This window comes from Ensifer sp. Root954 (genome assembly GCF_001429005.1).
GTDB lineage: Bacteria > Pseudomonadota > Alphaproteobacteria > Rhizobiales > Rhizobiaceae > Ensifer > Ensifer adhaerens.
In genome coordinates this window covers 147,392-163,657 of the sequence record NZ_LMJM01000021.1, presented here as the reverse complement: position 1 = coordinate 163,657, position 16,266 = coordinate 147,392, and the positions used below count along the sequence as shown (strand labels likewise).

Sequence of the window (16,266 nt, the reverse complement as noted above, 5' to 3'; positions counted from 1 at the left end):
GGCCCAGGCCTTTGGATTGTTCTGCCGGTTCAGTCTTCCTTGATGATCCGGGTGGTGCCGACCCAGAGTTCGCGGGCCGGTCCCGCGCCGACATTGCGGGCGCGGTGCGGCAGCGAGGCGGGGAAGTGCAGCGTGTCGCCGGCCTTCAGCAGATAGTCCTTGCCATCGATCTGGTAGAGCATCTCGCCCTCGATCAGGTAAAGGAAGTCCTCGCCCTCGTGGCTGGTCAGTTCCGACGCATAGCCCGGCGGCATATGGGTGATGCAGCCGTTGAGCGCCGCGCCCGGAAAGCCGCGTTCGATCAGTTCGTAGACGCGCTCCTTGGTCTCGACATTGTAGCCGGGGCGTTCCCCTGCGTGCGAGACCATCGAATGCGAATGCTGCGGCGGCTGCGACAGGAAGGTGTCGACGCTGGTGCCGAGCGCATTGGCGACGTTGTACAGCGAGATTAGCGACGGGGTGGAAATGCCGCGCTCGATCTGGCTGATGAAGCCTTCCGTCAGCCCGGCCTCGCGCGCCACGTCCTTCATGGTCTTGCCGATTTCCTTACGGCGGGCTCTGAGCATTTGCCCGAGCGAGGCGGGTGTCGAGGCTTCGGGGAGGGAGGCGCCTTCATGGGCTCCGGGCGCCTCTTCGATCTTCAGGGGCATGACTTTCTTTCCGCTTGACTCACGTCTATCGATGTACTTTAGTCCAGCTAAAGTTGGTTCGGCAAGCCGATCAGATCGTATGCCAGCCTTCTTGAAAAGGGGAACTACAAGAACGTCTTCGCGGCAATCCGTCGGCGGCAAAAAAACACTAAGAAAAATTGGATCCAATATCCAATAAACGTGTTCAGCGCGCGATCGATGTCGGCTGCAGTCAAAAGGAGGAGTGAGATGAAACCTATATTGCCTATTCTGCTCGGCACGACGCTGGGTCTGCTTGCGGCCACCTCGGCGTTTGCGATCGAACGCGGTGGCGCGATGACCTTCGCCCGTTACGACGACTCGACCGTCATCGATCCCGTTTACGCCGACCGCAATCCCGATCTCTGGATGGTGAACGGTCTCTACGAAACGCTGCTCCGCAACGGTCCTGATGGTTCGATCGTGCCGGGTCTCGCCGAGGCTCACGGGGTTTCGGCAGATGGCAAGACCATCACCCTGACGCTTCGAAGCGGCCTCAAGTTTTCCGACGGCTCCGACCTTACCGGCGCCGACGTCGTCTTCTCGCTGGATCGGGCACGCAATGCCGAACTCGGCCCTTGGGCGGGGCTGCTCGGCGCCGTCGAAGCGGTCACGGCCGATGGCAACAAGATCACTGTGTCGCTGAAAAATCCCGACCCGACGATCATCTCGATCCTTGCGACTTTCAACACCGGCATCATGCCAAAGGCAGCCTTCGAAAAGGCGGCCGGCGCGACCGACCAGGAAAAGGCGCGCGCCTTCTTCTCGGCTGGTCCGGTGACATCGGGGCCCTTCGTCATGAAGAGCCATGTGCAGGGCTCGAGCATGAGCTTCGAACGCAACCCGAACTACTGGCGCCAGGGCGAAGACGGCAAGCCGCTGCCCTATCTCGACCGGGTGGAATTCCTCGTCATTCCAGATGACGCGACCCGCATCCTCAAGCTTCAGGCCGGCGAAGTCGACGCCGCCGAGTTCATTCCGTTTGCCCGTGTCGGCGAGCTCGGCGCCGATCCGAACCTGAAGATGGAGCTCTTCCCCTCGACCCGCATCGTCTACGCGCCGATCAATACGCGCGAGGCGAAGAAGGACGGCGCGAAGAACCCGCTTGCCGACGTCAAGGTGCGCCAGGCGCTGAACTATGCGACCGACAAGAGCGTGCTGATCAAGCTCGTGACCTTCGATACCGGCAAGCCGATGACCTCGCTGATGTCGGCTGCGACGCAGCTGCATTACGGTCCGGCGCCGCTTTACCCCTACGATCCGGAAAAGGCCAAGCAGTTGCTGTCGGAAGCCGGCCTCAGCGGCGGCTTCGAGGTTAAGCTCACCACGCTTGCCGGCAGTGCCGACGACGCAACATTGTTTACCGCACTTCAGCAGATGTGGGCGCCACTCGGCGTCAACCTCAAGGTCGAGCAGGTCGACAACCCGACCCGCGGCGAGAAGAACCGGTCCGGCGATTTCGACATCCACTCCTATGGCTGGGCGAACGACGTCAACGACCCGGCGCAGGTGACCGGCTGGCTCGGCTATTACAAGCAGCGTCAGGCCGTCGGCACCGGCTGGAACAACCAGGAATTCAACACGCTGTTCGAGGCCTCCAACGTCGAGACCGATCCGGCCAAGCGCAAGGACGAATACAAGCGCATGCAGGAGATCTACGCGGCCGAGGCACCGTTGCTCTTCCTGTTCGAAACGCCGTTTGCCGTCGCCGTCTCGAAATCGATCGAAGGCTACGTCCAGACGCCGCTCGGCGCCAATGACTTCTCTGAAGCCTGGCGCGCCGACTGATAGCGGAACGATCTGCGAAAACCGGGCGGCAAGCCGCCCGGTTCTCCGTTGAAGGTTGGAACCATGCCCTCACTTTCCTATCTCGTTGCACGGCTGCTGCAGATCATCCCGACGTTCCTGTTGGTGATGATCTTCATCTTCCTGCTCGTGCGCCTTTTGCCGGGAGATCCGGCCATCGCCATGGCCGAGGCCAAGGCGACCGATGCGCAGCTTGAACAGATCCGGCACAATCTCGGTCTCGATGAGCCGTTGCCGGTGCAGTTCCTCGTCTTCGTCAAGAACACGCTGACCGGCGATCTCGGCCGCTCGATCATGTTGAAGGCGCCGGTGACCGAGGTCATTCTCAGCCGGTTGCCGACGACGATCTTCCTGGCGCTCTATGCGGTCGTGCTTGCTGTGTTCCTCGCCGGGCCGCTCGCCTTCCTCGCGGCAGCGCGCGTCAACAGCCCTGTCGATGTTGCCATCCGCAGCGTCTTTCAGGTCGGTCTTTCCATGCCCGTCTTTTACATCGGGCTCCTGCTGCTCACCGTGCTTGCGGCGCAGTTGCGCTGGTTTCCGGTCGGCGGCTACGGCAAGACCTTTTTCGCCAATCTCTATCACCTGATCCTGCCCGCACTCAGCGTCGCGCTCTATACGTCGGCGATCATCCTGCGCAATCTGCGCGCCTCGCTGATCGAGGTGCTCGACGCCGACTATGTGCAGTTCGCGCGGGCCAAGGGCCTGTCGCCGCGCATCATCATGACCCGGCACGTGTTGCGCAATGCGCTCGTTTCGACGGTCACTCTGCTGGGGTTGTCGATCGGCAACCTGATGAGCGGCACGCTGGTGACCGAGACGGTTTTTGCCATTCCTGGTGTCGGCCGGCTGATGCTGGAGGCGATCTTTGCCCGCGACTATCCGCTGATCCAGGGCCTGACGCTCACCTTCGCCGTGCTCGTCTCCGTCGTCTTCCTCTTGACGGATGTCGTGCAATCCTGGCTCGATCCGAGGCTTCGCCAATCATGACGGTCCTGACTCTCACCCATTCGCGGACGCGGGGACGGCTCGCCGCCTTTCTGGCACGCGCCTTCGCCCGTCCTTCTTTCGTGATCGGCATTGTCATTCTCGGCCTGTCGCTGGCGCTTGCGGTGTTCCCTCAGCTCTTTGCTCCTTACGACCCGCTTGCCTTCGACCTCCAGGCGATCCAGCAGGGGCCGAGCCTTGCGCATCCCTTCGGCACCGACAATTTCGGCCGCGATGTGCTCTCGCGCGTCATCTGGGCCTATCGCGTCGACATGCAGATGGCCTTCTTCGCGACGATCTTCGCGCTTTTGATCGGCCTCACCGTTGGCGCCTTCGTCGGTTACTACGGCGGCATTGCCGACGTGATCTTCGGCCGTTGCGTCGACGCGATCATCACCTTTCCCTTCCTGGTGCTGGTGATCGCGATCGTCGCGGTGCTGGGCCCTGGCCTCGTCAACATGTATGTGGCGATCACCGCGGTGAACTGGGTCTATTACGCCCGGCTGACGCGCGCCGAAATCATGGCGCAGAAGGCCAACGACTATGCCGCGGCCGGCCGGGTTCTCGGCTACTCCGATCGCCGCATCATCTTCCGCCATCTGCTGCCGAACGCGATCTCGCCAATCCTCGTCTATTGGATGACCGATATGGCGCTCGCGATCCTGCTCGGCTCGTCGCTCGGCTATCTCGGCCTCGGCGCACAGCCGCCGGCTGCCGAATGGGGCGTCTTGATCGCGGAGGGCCGCAACTTCCTGATGACGGCCTGGTGGATGAGCCTGATGCCCGGCATCGCCATCGTTCTGACCGGGCTCGGCTTCAGCCTCGTCGGCGACGCGCTGGCCGATCTGCTTCGGCCGAAGGGGCGCTGAGATGAAAAGCACAGAAAAACCGGTCGTGCTCGACGTCAGGCACCTTCGAACCGAGTTCGGCCCGCAAGATCGCCCACTGGTCGCGGTGGACGACGTCTCGTTCCAGGTGGGGCAGGGCGAGATCCTTGGGCTGGTCGGCGAATCCGGCTCGGGCAAGAGCATCACGCTGCGCTCGATCCTCGGCATCATCCGGCCGCGCGGCCGGGTCGCCGGCGAAATCCTCTGGAACGGCCGCGACCTCGTTCCGCTCGACGAGGCGCGTCTCCGGCGCATCCGCGGCCGCGAGATTGCGATGATCTTCCAGGAGCCGATGTCGTCGCTCAATCCACTGCTGACGGTCGGCCTGCAGATCCAGGAAAACCTCGTGGCGCATACGAACCTCGACGCAAAAGCGCGGAAGGCACGCGCGATCGAACTGCTCGATCTCGTCGGCATCCCCGGCGCCCGCAATCGTCTCGACGATTTCCCGCACGAGTTCTCCGGCGGCATGCGCCAGCGGGTGATGATCGCCATTGCGCTTGCCTCCAATCCGAAGCTGCTGTTGGCCGACGAGCCGACGACGGCGCTCGATGTCACCATCCAGGACCAGATCCTCAGGCTCATCCAGTCGCTGAGCCGCGATCTCGGCATGGCGGTGATCCTCGTCACCCATGACATGGGTGTCGTCGCCGAGACCTGCGATCGCGTGGCCGTCATGTATGGTGGCAGGCTTTGCGAAGTCGGTACGACGACGGATGTGATCGCCGACGCGCGCCATCCCTATTCCTTGGGGTTGTTGCGCTCGATCCCGCGCGACGTTGCGCCGCGAACGCCGCTCTATTCGATCCCCGGCGCGCCGCCGGCGTTGAACGCGCTTCCAGGCGGCTGCGCCTTCAGCGCCCGCTGTCCGGTCGCAGGACGCGAATGTCCTGACATTCGGCCAGCGCTCGAAGTGATTGGTTCGTCGCGGCTCGTTGCCTGCCATCATCTTGAAGATGCCCAAGCGCATTTCGGACCGCGGGAGGCGGCGCAATGATCATGCCCACTTCAGCAAGCACAACGCCTTTGCTTTCGCTGCGTGCGCTGTCGATCCAGTTCGAGAAACGGCGCTCGCTGTCCGACACGCTCGCCCGCCGTCCGCAGCAGGTCGTCTCGGCGGTCAACGGCATCGATCTCGATGTGATGCCCGGCGAGACGCTCGGGATCGTCGGTGAATCCGGCTGCGGCAAGTCCACGCTTGCGCGCCTGATCGCCGGCCTGCACCGGCCGACATCAGGCGATATCCTGTTCGAGGGCGAGAGCGTCGTCGGCCTCAAGGGGGCACGGAGGCGCGCCTATAACCGGCGCGTCCAGATGATGTTTCAGGACCCCTATACCTCGCTCAACCCCCGCATGACCGTGCGCGATACCTTGCGAGAGGCGATCACGGTGCATCGCATGCGCGATGGAGCGGCGATCGATCGTCGCGTCGACGAGCTGCTGGATCTGGTGCGGCTGCCCGAAGGGGCCGCGGATAAGTTCCCGCACGAGTTCTCCGGCGGCCAGCGCCAGCGCATCGGCATTGCGCGGGCGCTGTCGCTGGAACCGACCTGCCTGGTCGCCGACGAACTCGTTTCCGCGCTCGACGTTTCGGTGCAGGCGCAGGTCGTCAATCTCCTGATCGAACTTCAGGACGAGCTGGGCCTGACGGTGCTGTTCGTTGCCCACGACCTTCGCCTCGTACGCCATGTCTCGCACCGCGTCGCCGTCATCTATCTCGGCGCCATCGTCGAAATAGGCCCGTCGGAGGCGCTGTTTTCGAAGCCGATGCATCCCTATTCCAAGGGACTGCTTGCTGCCGCACCGTCGCTTGACCCGGGCGCCAGGCGTCGCACGCCGGCACTGTCGGGTGAGCTGCCGAGCCCGCTCGCCATCCCGCCCGGCTGCCCCTTCCACGTGCGCTGCCCGCACGCGACCGAACGCTGCCGCCGCGAAAAGCCGGCGTTGCGCCCGGTCGGATCGGGCATGACCGCCTGCCATTTCGCCGAGACGATCGGCGACGCCTCAAACGCCACTCGATAGGAAAGACATCATGGATACGAGAGCAAGGCCGGATATCTCCGGCCGCATCGGCGCGCTGCGGCGCAAACTTGCGGAAGCGGGGCTCGACGGCTACCTCGTGCCGCGCTTCGACGAACATCAGGGCGAATACTGCGCGCCACACGACCATCGACTGGCCTTTGTCACCGGCTTCACTGGCTCGGCCGGCGTGGCGATCGTCATGCGCGACCGCGCCGCGATCTTCGTCGATGGTCGCTATCAGGTGCAGGTGCGCGACGAAGTGGATCTCGGCACCTTCGCGATCGAACACTTCTATGACGCACCGCTCAAGGATTGGCTGAAGAACAATCTGCGCAACGGCGAACGCGTCGGCTTCAATGCGATGCTGCTACCGTCCACCTGGGATGCGGATTGCAGCCGCTCGGTCGAGCTGGCGGGTGGCGTCTGGACGCCTGTCGACGGGGATCTTGTCGACGCGATCTGGACCGACCAGCCGGAAAAACCGCTCGGCAAGATCACCGCCTTCCCGGTCGCCAATGCCGGCGAAAGCGTTGCCGAGAAGAAGCGCCGCATCGCCACCATGCTGGCGGAGCAGGGGGCCGATCTTTTGATCGAGGCGCAGCCGGACAATATCGCGTGGTTCCTCAATGTCCGCGGCCGCGACGTCGCCTTCAACCCGATGCCGCAGTCCTTCCTGATCTTCGACCGCGCCGGGCAAACGGAATGGCTGGTCGATCATCGCAAGCTTCCGAACGACCTCTCGGACTTCGAGCTTGACGATGTTGCCATTGCCGAGCCTGGCAAGTTGCTCGACCGCGTCAGGGCGATGGCGGCCGGACGCACGGCGCTGATCGATCCCGGATTTGCCCCGTCGGCCACGGCCCATGCCACACGCGCCGCAGGCGGCACCGTGCAGCTCGCGAAGAGCCCGATCACGCTCGCCAAGATGCACAAGAACACGACCGAGCTCTCGGGCTTCCGCGATTGTCACCGTCTGGACGGCGCCGCCTGGGTTCGCTTCTTTGCCTGGCTCGAGCGGCACGCCGCCGAACGGGAGGCGAGCGGCAAACCGGTGACCGAACTGGAAGCGGAAGAGCGTATCCTCGCCTATCGCCAGATGGCCGAAAGTTTCGTCGAGCCGAGCTTCCGCTCGATTTCGGCAGCCGGCGGTCATGCCGCCATGTGTCACTACGCAGCCACCGAGGCGAGCAACGGGCTGATCCGCAAGGACGGTGTCTATCTGCTCGATTCTGGCGGGCAGTATCTGACCGGCACCACCGATGCCACGCGCACGACGGCGATCGGTCCGGTCAGCGACGAGATCCGGCGGGCCTACACGGCCGTCCTTAAGGGGTTGATCTCTATGGCATCGCTGAAATTCCCCAGGGGAAGCTTCGGCCACCAGCTCGACGCCTTTGCCCGCCGCCCGCTCTGGGATCTTGGTCTCGATTATGACCACGGCACCGGCCATGGGGTCGGTCACTTTCTCTCGGTCCACGAACAGCCGCAGCGCTTCGATCGCCGCGTCAACGAGATCGAGCTGAAGCCGGGCATGGTGACGACGATCGAGCCGGGCTACTACAAGGCCGGCGCCTACGGCATCCGCATCGAAAACCAGGTGGAGGTGGTCGACGACGGCGACGGTTTCCTGAGCTTCCGCAGCCTGACGCTGGTGCCGATCGATCTGCGGCTGGCCGATTTCGGCTTGCTGACGGCGGCCGAGCGGACCTGGATCGATGCCTATCACCGTCGCGTCGCGCAGGAACTGGACGGCTTGCTTGAACCGGAGACGGTGGACTGGCTTTCCGACCGGACGGCGCCGATCAGCGCGTGATAGCGCCTCGTCCGCTTCTTCTCGCGGATTGATATGACGACAGTGGAGCGGCGGGCCGGTTGGTCCGCCGTTGTCATTTTTGGCGATCGGCTCCCCGGCCGCGATCAGGTCGCTTTCAATCAATGTGACTCCTCTTGCTTGGGGGAGAGGATTTGTGATATTTTTCACAAAATCTGTTCACGCCATGAACGGCTGCAGAACTCGTCGGACACGGAAGAAATTATGGTCAGCCGCAAGACAGCCCGCATCATCCAGCTCGCAGATGCCCTTTCAGGACGGAGAGTCCTGCACTTGCGCGACGCCGCGGCCCTGCTCGGCGTCTCTGAAATGACGATCCGTCGTGACGTTGCCGACAATCCCGGCCAGTTTGCTTTTCTCGGCGGACATATCGTGCCGGCGTCGGAGATCGAAGGCGATGCGCCCTACGAGCTGGCACGCGAGGCCGACAGCCACGCTGCCGCCAAGCGCGAGGCCTGTGTCCACGCGGCGCGCCATATCCGCCCGGACGAGACGATCTTCATCGATTGCGGCACCACACTCGAATATCTCGTCGACCTCGTTCCCGAGAATTATTCAATAACAGCAGTATGTTATTCTCTGAACGTGGCGGAGAAGCTGACCCATAAGCCGAATGTTCGGATCGTCATGCTTGGTGGCGTCTATCACCCTTCGTCTGCGTCTTTTTCCGGCAACTCCGGTCTGGAGACTCTCGATTCGCTCGGCATCAACGTCGCCTTCCTGTCGGCCGCCGGCATCGATCCGGCGCGTGGTGCGACCTGCGTGCATTTCCACGAGGTGTCGGTGAAGCAGAAGGTCATCTCGCTGGCGCGCGAGAGCCATCTGGTCGTCGACCTCAGCAAGATCGGCAAGCTGAAGCCGGCTTTTTTCGCGCCAATCGGCGTTTTTCGCTCTATCATCACCGAAGAGGGCGAAACGCAGCTGCCGGGCCTGTGAAGGCGGCATCCGCAAAAATATTACGAAATCGTCAAAACGGCCGTGTCTCGCTTGACACTCTCTGTTCTTGATGGAATAGTCACAAAAATTCGATAGAAAAATAACAAAAATGAGTTCTCGGCGGCTGTGCTCGAGTGCGGCTGGTCGTGACAGGGAGTTCAAGGAGCCATCGCTTGGAAGACCTTGCTGTGAAAACTGGCGCGCCGAAGGCCGCGCATTCGCCGGCGGCGGGCCATAACTGGCCGCGCAACAACGGCATCGATCTCGATCTTGGCTGGGTGCTGGACCAGCGCGTCAATCTGTCGGCCGCCGAGCGTCGCGTTGCGACGCTGCCCGGTCGCCGCACGGTGAAGAAGGACGCGCAGGCCGCCTGGCTGTTGAAAGCCGTTACCTGCATCGACCTCACGACGCTCAATGGCGACGACACGACGGAGCGCGTCAAGCGGCTCTGCGCCAAGGCGCGCCAACCGGTGCGCCAGGATCTGCTCGATGCGATCGGCATGGGCAGTCGCGGTATCACGACCGGTGCCGTGTGCGTCTACCATCGTTTCGTTTCCACCGCCGTCGAGGCGCTCGAAGGGTCCGGTATCCCGGTGGCAGCCGTCTCCACCGGTTTTCCTGCCGGCCTGATCCCGCATGACGTGAAGCTGCGCGAGATCGAAGCCTCCGTCGCCGATGGCGCCAAGGAAATCGATATCGTCATCACCCGCGAGCATGTGCTGACGGGCAACTGGCAGGCACTCTATGACGAGATGCGCGATTTCCGTGCCGCCTGCGGTGACGCTCATGTGAAGGCTATTCTTGCGACCGGCGACCTGAAGACGCTGCGCAACGTCGCGCGCGCTTCGCTCGTCTGCATGATGGCTGGCGCCGATTTCATCAAGACCTCGACCGGCAAGGAAGGCGTCAATGCGACGCTGCTGGTCACGCTCGTCATGCTGCGCATGATCCGCGCCTATCAGGAACAGACCGGCCTCAAGGTCGGCTACAAGCCGGCCGGCGGCATTTCGGCGGCCAAGGACATCCTGAACTACCAGTTCCTGATGAAGGACGAGCTTGGCCGCGAATGGCTTGAGCCGGATCTCTTTCGCATCGGCGCATCGAGCCTGCTTGCCGATATCGAGCGTCAGCTCGAGCATCACGTTACCGGCGCCTACTCGGCCCTCAACCGTCACCCGATTGGATGATCCCGATGACTGTCGCAAGGTATTTTGACGAAATGTCCTATGGTCCAGCCCCTGAAGCCGATACGGAAGCCCGCCAGTGGCTCGCCCGTCACAAGGGCGAATTCGGCCACTTCATCAACGGCGCCTTCGTCGCCTCCGCCTCGGGCAAGACCTTCGAGACGAAGGAGCCGGCAACCGGCAAGCTGCTTGCAAAGATCGCGCTCGGCGGTGCCAAGGACGTCGACGATGCGGTTGCCGCTGCCCGCAAGGCGCAAGCCGCCTGGGCAAAACTGCCGGGCCATGCCCGCGCCCGTCATCTCTATGCGCTCGCCCGCATGATCCAGCGCCATGCGCGTCTGATTGCCGTGGTCGAGGCGCTCGACAACGGCAAACCGATCCGCGAGACGCGCGACATCGACGTGCCGCTTGCCGCCCGTCACTTCTATCACCATGCCGGCTGGGCCCAGCTGCAGGAAACCGAATTTGCCGATCAGGTTCCGGTCGGCGTCGTCGGCCAGATCATTCCCTGGAACTTCCCGTTCCTGATGCTCGCCTGGAAGGTCGCGCCCGCTCTGGCGCTCGGTAACACGGTGATCCTGAAACCGGCGGAATTCACGCCGCTGACGGCGCTGCTCTTTGCCGAACTGGCCGCTGCAGCAGGTCTTCCGGCCGGCGTGCTCAACGTCGTTACCGGCGAAGGTGAAACCGGCGCGCTGATTGTCGAGCATGCGGACATCGACAAGATCGCTTTTACCGGCTCGACCGAAGTCGGCCGCCTCATCCGTGAGCGCACCGCCGGCACCGGCAAGTCGCTGACGCTCGAACTCGGCGGCAAGTCACCCTTCATCGTCTTTGACGACGCTGATATCGACGGCGCCGTCGAAGGCGTGGTTGACGCCATCTGGTTCAACCAGGGCCAGGTTTGCTGCGCCGGCTCGCGCATCCTCGTGCAGGAAGGCGTGGCACCGCTGTTCTACGAGCGCCTGAAGCGCCGCATGCAGACGCTGCGCGTCGGCCATCCGCTCGACAAGGCGATCGACATGGCGGCAATCGTCGCGCCGGTGCAGTTGCAGCGGATCGAAGACCTGGTCGCCAAGGGCGTCTCCGAAGGAGCAGCGCTGCATCAGCCGAAGATCGAACTGCCGAAGGGCGGCAGCTTCTATCCGCCGACCCTGCTCACCGGCGTGCAGCCGACCTCGATCGTTGCGACGGAAGAGATCTTCGGCCCCGTCGCCGTCTCCATGACCTTCCGCACCCCGGAAGAGGCGATCCAGCTTGCCAACCATACGCGCTACGGCCTTGCCGCCAGCGTCTGGAGCGAGACCATCGGCCTGGCATTGCATGTCGCGGCCAAGCTCGCCGCCGGTGTGGTTTGGGTCAATGCGACTAACCTCTTCGATGCGTCTGCCGGTTTCGGCGGCAAGCGCGAATCCGGCTTCGGCCGCGAGGGTGGTCGCGAGGGCTGCTACGAATATCTGAAGCCGAAGGCTTGGGCCGGCCGCAAGCCGCGTCCCGCCGCCGTCGAACCGGCATTGAAGCCCGTGGCTGGCGATTTCGCCATGCCTGACGTCGACCGTACCGCCAAGCTTTTCATCGGCGGCAAGCAGGCACGGCCGGATGGCAACTATAACCGCAACGTGCTCTCGCCCAAGGGCAAGGTGCTTGGCGAGGTCGGCGAGGGCAACCGCAAGGACATCCGCAACGCAGTCGTCGCAGCGCAAGCCGCATCCGGCTGGTCGTCGGCAACGACGCACAACCGCGCGCAGATCCTCTACTACATCGCCGAAAACCTGAGTGGCCGTGCGGGCGAATTCGCCGATCGGATCGCCGACATGACCGGCGCGTCTGCGGCCAACGCCAAGGCGGAAGTCGAAGCCTCGATCGCACGCCTCTTCACCTATGGCGCCTGGGCCGACAAGTACGAAGGCGCGATCCACCAGCCGCCGCTTCGCGGCGTAGCACTTGCGATCCCCGAGGCGATCGGTGTCGTCGGCGTCGTTTGCCCGCCGGAAGCGCCGCTGCTTGGCATGATCAGTCTGGTCGCGCCGCTGATCGCCACCGGCAACCGTGTCGTCGTGGTGCCGAGCGAACAGCATCCGCTGGCGGCCACCGATTTCTATACGGTGCTCGAAACATCAGACGTCCCGGCCGGTGTCGTCAACATCGTCACCGGTTCGACGATCGAACTGGCAAAGACGCTCGCAAGCCACAACGACGTGGATGCGCTCTGGGCTTTCGGCTCGGCGGAACTTTCGACCCTCGTGGAGAGGCTCTCGGTCGGCAACCTGAAGCGCACCTTTGTCGACTACGGAAAGGCGACGAACTGGCTCGATCGCGAGGCGGCAGAAGGCCCGGCCTATCTGCGCCGCGCGACGGACGTCAAGAACATCTGGATCCCCTACGGCGAGTAGGAGAGCCACCACGCGCGGGGCGGGGGGAGCCGGCCCGCGCTGTGGGACAAGTGAACAGTAGGGAGACGCGCTCGCCTGCAAGGGGGAATGCATTGCGCGCCACGGAAACCGGAGCGCGCCAGGAGGAGGACTGTATGCTGAAGAATATCGATCCGGCGCTGAACGCCGATGTGCTGCACGCGCTCAGGTCCATGGGACACGGCGACACGCTGGTCATTTCCGACACCAACTTCCCGTCCGACGCCATTGCCCGCAAGACCACGCTGGGCACGCTGTTGCGCATCGACAACGTCTCGGCCGCGCGTGCCGTCGAAGCGGTGCTTTCCGTGCTGCCGCTCGATACGCCGCTGCAGCCTTCGGCCGGGCGCATGGAGGTGATGGGTGCGCCCGACGAAGTGCTGCCCGTGCAGCAGGAAGTGCAGGCGGTAATCGATCGCGCTGAGGGTAAATCGGCGCCGATGTACGGCATCGAGCGCTTCAAGTTCTACGAGGAAGCCAAGAAGGCCTATTGCGTCATCACCACGGGCGAGACGCGCTTCTATGGCTGCTTCCTGTTCACCAAGGGCGTCATTCCGCCCAAGACCTGACGGACCGCGCGGTCGCCGCGCGGCACGAGACGACAGATGAAATCGCGAGAGATTGCCTGGGCACGCCGCTTTGCTTGCGGTGCGGTCGCAGGGGGAGGCTTGAATGAAGACTGGTGTTTCGATCCTTGGCATCTTCGTGGCCGACACGGCCTATCTGGCGCGGCGCATGCCGGTTGTCGGTGAAACGATTACCGGCAGCGGCTTTTCCGTCGGGCCGGGAGGCAAGGGCTCGAACCAGGCGGTCGCCTGTGCTCGGGCGGGAAGTCCCGTTTCCTTCATCTCCAAGCTCGGCTGCGACACCTTTGGCGAGATGGCGCTGCGCACCTATGCCGAGGCCGGCGTGACGCCGAAGATCGTTGAGATGGACGATCTGCCTACGGGGGCTGCCTTCATCTATGTCAACGACCAGAACGGCGAAAACGCTATCATCGTCTATCCGGGAGCCGCCGGCTCGATCGGGATCGACGATGTCGAGGCCGCGCGCGAGACGATCGAAGGTTCGCGCATCTTCGTCACCCAATTGGAGCAGCCGGTGGCCGCCGCTCGGCTGGCGCTCGAAATTGCCCATGCGGCCGGCGTCATCACCGTCTTCAACCCGGCACCGGCCGAAGCCTTCCCGGATGCGATCTATCCGCTCTGCGATTATCTTGTGCCGAACGAGACGGAAGCCGCAGCCATCGTCGGTTTTGCGCTCGCCACGGAAGACGACGTTCGTCGTGCCGGTGACGCGATCCTGAAGAAGGGTGCGAAAACGGCGCTGATCACGCTCGGTGAACGCGGCGTGCTCTATCACAACCACGAGCAGTCGGTGCTGGTGCCGGCGATCGCCAGCGGGCCGGTAATCGACACGACCGGGGCGGGGGACGCTTTTGTCGGAGGCTTCTCCGCAGCGCTCGCCCGCGACCTTTCACCGGTTGACGCTGTACGCTTCGGCTGCGCCACCGCCGGCATCGCGGTCACCCGCCGCGGCACCGCGCCCGCCATGCCGACGCTTGCCGAGATCGAGGCGCTGCTTGCGCGCGGGGCGTCCGCATGACGCGCAACGACCCGATCAAGCACTTCTTCATCTGGCCGGCGCTGATCATCGTGCTGATGATCTCGATCTTCCCGCTCGTCTATTCGCTGACGACCAGCTTCATGAGCATGCGGCTGGTGCCGCCGACGCCGGCCCGCTTCGTCGGCTTCGGCAACTATCTCGATCTCCTGCAGAACCCGCGGTTCTGGCATGTGGCGGGAACGACGACGCTGATCGCCTTCATCTCCGTCGGGCTGCAATATGTGATCGGCCTTTCGGTGGCGTTGGCGTTGAATTCAAGAGTGCCGGGAGAGGGCATCTTCCGCGTCAGCTTCCTGCTGCCGATGCTGGTGGCGCCGGTCGCCGTCGCGCTGATCGCCCGCCAGGTGCTGAACCCGACGATGGGCCCGCTCAACGAGCTGATGACGGCAATCGGGTTCCCCAACCTGCCGTTCCTCACCCAGACCAGCTGGGCGCTCGGCTCGATCATTGCCGTCGAGGTCTGGCAATGGACGCCTTTCGTCATCCTCATGCTACTTGCCGGGCTACAGACCTTGCCCGACGACGTCTACGAGGCGGCCGCGCTCGAAAATGCCACGCCCTGGCAGCAGTTCCGCGACATCACCTTTCCTATGCTCCTGCCGATCTCGGTTGCCGTCGTCTTCATCCGGCTGATCGAGAGCTACAAGATCATCGACACGGTCTTCGTCATGACCGGCGGCGGGCCGGGGATATCGACCGAGACGCTGACGCTGTTTGCCTATCAGGAAGGCTTCAAGAAGTTCAACCTCGGCTACACCTCGGCGCTTTCGTTCCTGTTCCTGATTGTCATCACAGTCATCGGTCTCGTCTATCTCGCCATCCTCAAGCCCTATCTGGAGAAGCACAAATGAGCGTGCGCACTCTCAAAGGGAAACGGCGCTGGCTGGCGCTCGGCGGCTGCCTCGTCTGGCTCGCCATCACCTTCTTTCCGCTCTATTGGGTGCTGATCACCTCGTTCAAGACGCCGATCGCCGTCGTCGGCGGGCCGACCTATCTGCCCTTCGTTGATTTCGAACCGAGCTTGACGGCCTGGAGCGAGCTGTTGTCGGGCCAGCGTGGCCAGTTCTTCAACACCTTCCTGGCCTCGACAATCATCGGCCTTTCGGCGTCGATCGCCGCGACCTTCATCGGCGCCATGGCAGCCTATGCGCTGGTGCGCTTCACCTTCCGCTTTCGCCTGCTCTCGGCACTGATCTTCGTGGTGATCGCCTTCGGCGGCTTCCTGCTCGGCCGCCATGTGCTTGGCTACGGCCAGGGCATCTCGCTGGTCTATGCCTTTGTCGCAGCGCTCGCGCTTGCGGTGATCTCGAGCCGCTTTCGCCTTCCGGGGCCGGAACTTGGCAACAACGACATCGTCTTCTGGTTCGTCAGCCAGCGCATGTTCCCGCCGATCGTCGCTGCCTTTGCGCTCTACCTGATGTACACCGAGATGGGCAAACTCGGCTTCAAGCTGGTCGACAGCTATATCGGCCTCACTTTCGCCTATATCGCTTTCTCGCTGCCGATCGTCATCTGGCTGATGCGCGACTTCTTCGAGGCGCTGCCGGTGGAGGTCGAGGAGGCGGCGATGGTCGACAACGTGCCGTCGTGGCGGATCTTCTTCGGCATTGTGCTGCCGATGTCGAAGCCGGGTCTGATCGCCACCTTCATGATCACGCTCGCCTTCGTCTGGAACGAGTTCCTGTTCGCGCTGTTCCTGACCAACTCCAAATGGCAGACGCTGCCCATTCTCGTTGCCGGCCAGAACAGCCAGCGCGGCGACGAATGGTGGGCGATTTCCGCTGCCGCCCTCGTTGCCATCATTCCGATGATGGTCATGGCCGGGCTTTTGAGCCGGCTCATGCGCTCCGGCCTGCTTCTTGGAGCGATCAAGTAACCAACCGCTTTGGCATGCATTCATTCACAGGGAGG

The 16,266-nt window shown here is 63.4% G+C and carries 14 protein-coding genes; 13 read left to right on the top strand and 1 reads right to left on the bottom strand.

Going from position 1 to position 16,266, the window contains the following annotated elements; genetic code table 11:
• Nucleotides 1-29 precede the first annotated feature (29 nt).
• On the bottom strand, nucleotides 30-650 hold the full coding sequence (locus tag ASE71_RS12055) for a helix-turn-helix domain-containing protein (protein ID WP_082566307.1): 621 nt from the start codon (nucleotides 648-650) through the stop codon (nucleotides 30-32).
• 228 nt (nucleotides 651-878) lie between these two features.
• Here ASE71_RS12055 and ASE71_RS12050 point away from each other — a divergent pair, with 228 nt between their 5' ends.
• The 13 genes from ASE71_RS12050 to ASE71_RS11990 all read left to right on the top strand — a co-directional run bounded on the left by ASE71_RS12050 (nucleotide 879) and on the right by ASE71_RS11990 (nucleotide 16,231).
• Nucleotides 879-2,456 carry an ABC transporter substrate-binding protein gene (locus ASE71_RS12050; protein ID WP_060518299.1) on the top strand — a complete coding sequence of 526 codons (1,578 nt, stop codon included), beginning with the start codon at nucleotides 879-881 and terminating at the stop codon, nucleotides 2,454-2,456.
• Between the two features lie 63 nt (nucleotides 2,457-2,519).
• A complete protein-coding gene (locus ASE71_RS12045) occupies nucleotides 2,520-3,461 on the top strand; it encodes an ABC transporter permease (protein ID WP_060518297.1) in 942 nt (313 codons plus the stop codon).
• Nucleotides 3,458-4,327, top strand: a complete 870-nt coding sequence (locus ASE71_RS12040; protein ID WP_034799417.1) for an ABC transporter permease — start codon at nucleotides 3,458-3,460, stop codon at nucleotides 4,325-4,327. The genes ASE71_RS12045 and ASE71_RS12040 overlap by 4 nt, the downstream gene beginning before the upstream one ends.
• A gap of 1 nt (nucleotide 4,328) precedes the next feature.
• On the top strand, nucleotides 4,329-5,342 hold the full coding sequence (locus ASE71_RS12035; RefSeq protein ID WP_060518295.1) for an ABC transporter ATP-binding protein: 1,014 nt from the start codon (nucleotides 4,329-4,331) through the stop codon (nucleotides 5,340-5,342).
• A 2-nt stretch (nucleotides 5,343-5,344) separates the two neighbouring features.
• Nucleotides 5,345-6,367 carry an ABC transporter ATP-binding protein gene (locus tag ASE71_RS12030; RefSeq protein WP_063891153.1) on the top strand — a complete coding sequence of 341 codons (1,023 nt, stop codon included), beginning with the start codon at nucleotides 5,345-5,347 and terminating at the stop codon, nucleotides 6,365-6,367.
• A 10-nt stretch (nucleotides 6,368-6,377) separates the two neighbouring features.
• Nucleotides 6,378-8,180, top strand: coding sequence for an aminopeptidase P family protein (locus ASE71_RS12025; protein WP_082566306.1), 1,803 nt, complete (start codon nucleotides 6,378-6,380; stop codon nucleotides 8,178-8,180).
• A 222-nt stretch (nucleotides 8,181-8,402) separates the two neighbouring features.
• Nucleotides 8,403-9,134 carry a DeoR family transcriptional regulator gene (locus ASE71_RS12020; RefSeq protein ID WP_034799429.1) on the top strand — a complete coding sequence of 244 codons (732 nt, stop codon included), beginning with the start codon at nucleotides 8,403-8,405 and terminating at the stop codon, nucleotides 9,132-9,134.
• 173 nt (nucleotides 9,135-9,307) lie between these two features.
• A complete protein-coding gene (gene deoC / locus ASE71_RS12015; RefSeq protein ID WP_060518289.1) occupies nucleotides 9,308-10,321 on the top strand; it encodes a deoxyribose-phosphate aldolase in 1,014 nt (337 codons plus the stop codon).
• A 5-nt stretch (nucleotides 10,322-10,326) separates the two neighbouring features.
• The gene (locus ASE71_RS12010; RefSeq protein WP_060518287.1) at nucleotides 10,327-12,711 is read left to right on the top strand and encodes an aldehyde dehydrogenase family protein; all 2,385 of its coding nucleotides are present in this window, start codon (nucleotides 10,327-10,329) and stop codon (nucleotides 12,709-12,711) included.
• Between the two features lie 134 nt (nucleotides 12,712-12,845).
• Nucleotides 12,846-13,298 carry an RbsD/FucU family protein gene (locus tag ASE71_RS12005; protein WP_060518285.1) on the top strand — a complete coding sequence of 151 codons (453 nt, stop codon included), beginning with the start codon at nucleotides 12,846-12,848 and terminating at the stop codon, nucleotides 13,296-13,298.
• 103 nt (nucleotides 13,299-13,401) lie between these two features.
• Nucleotides 13,402-14,334 carry a ribokinase gene (gene rbsK / locus ASE71_RS12000; protein WP_060518283.1) on the top strand — a complete coding sequence of 311 codons (933 nt, stop codon included), beginning with the start codon at nucleotides 13,402-13,404 and terminating at the stop codon, nucleotides 14,332-14,334.
• Entirely contained in the window at nucleotides 14,331-15,206 is an 876-nt protein-coding gene (locus ASE71_RS11995; protein ID WP_034799444.1) for a carbohydrate ABC transporter permease, read from the top strand. Before rbsK ends, ASE71_RS11995 begins: the two co-directional genes overlap by 4 nt.
• The gene (locus ASE71_RS11990; protein ID WP_034799447.1) at nucleotides 15,203-16,231 is read left to right on the top strand and encodes a carbohydrate ABC transporter permease; all 1,029 of its coding nucleotides are present in this window, start codon (nucleotides 15,203-15,205) and stop codon (nucleotides 16,229-16,231) included. The genes ASE71_RS11995 and ASE71_RS11990 overlap by 4 nt, the downstream gene beginning before the upstream one ends.
• The last annotated feature ends 35 nt before the right edge of the window (nucleotides 16,232-16,266 follow it).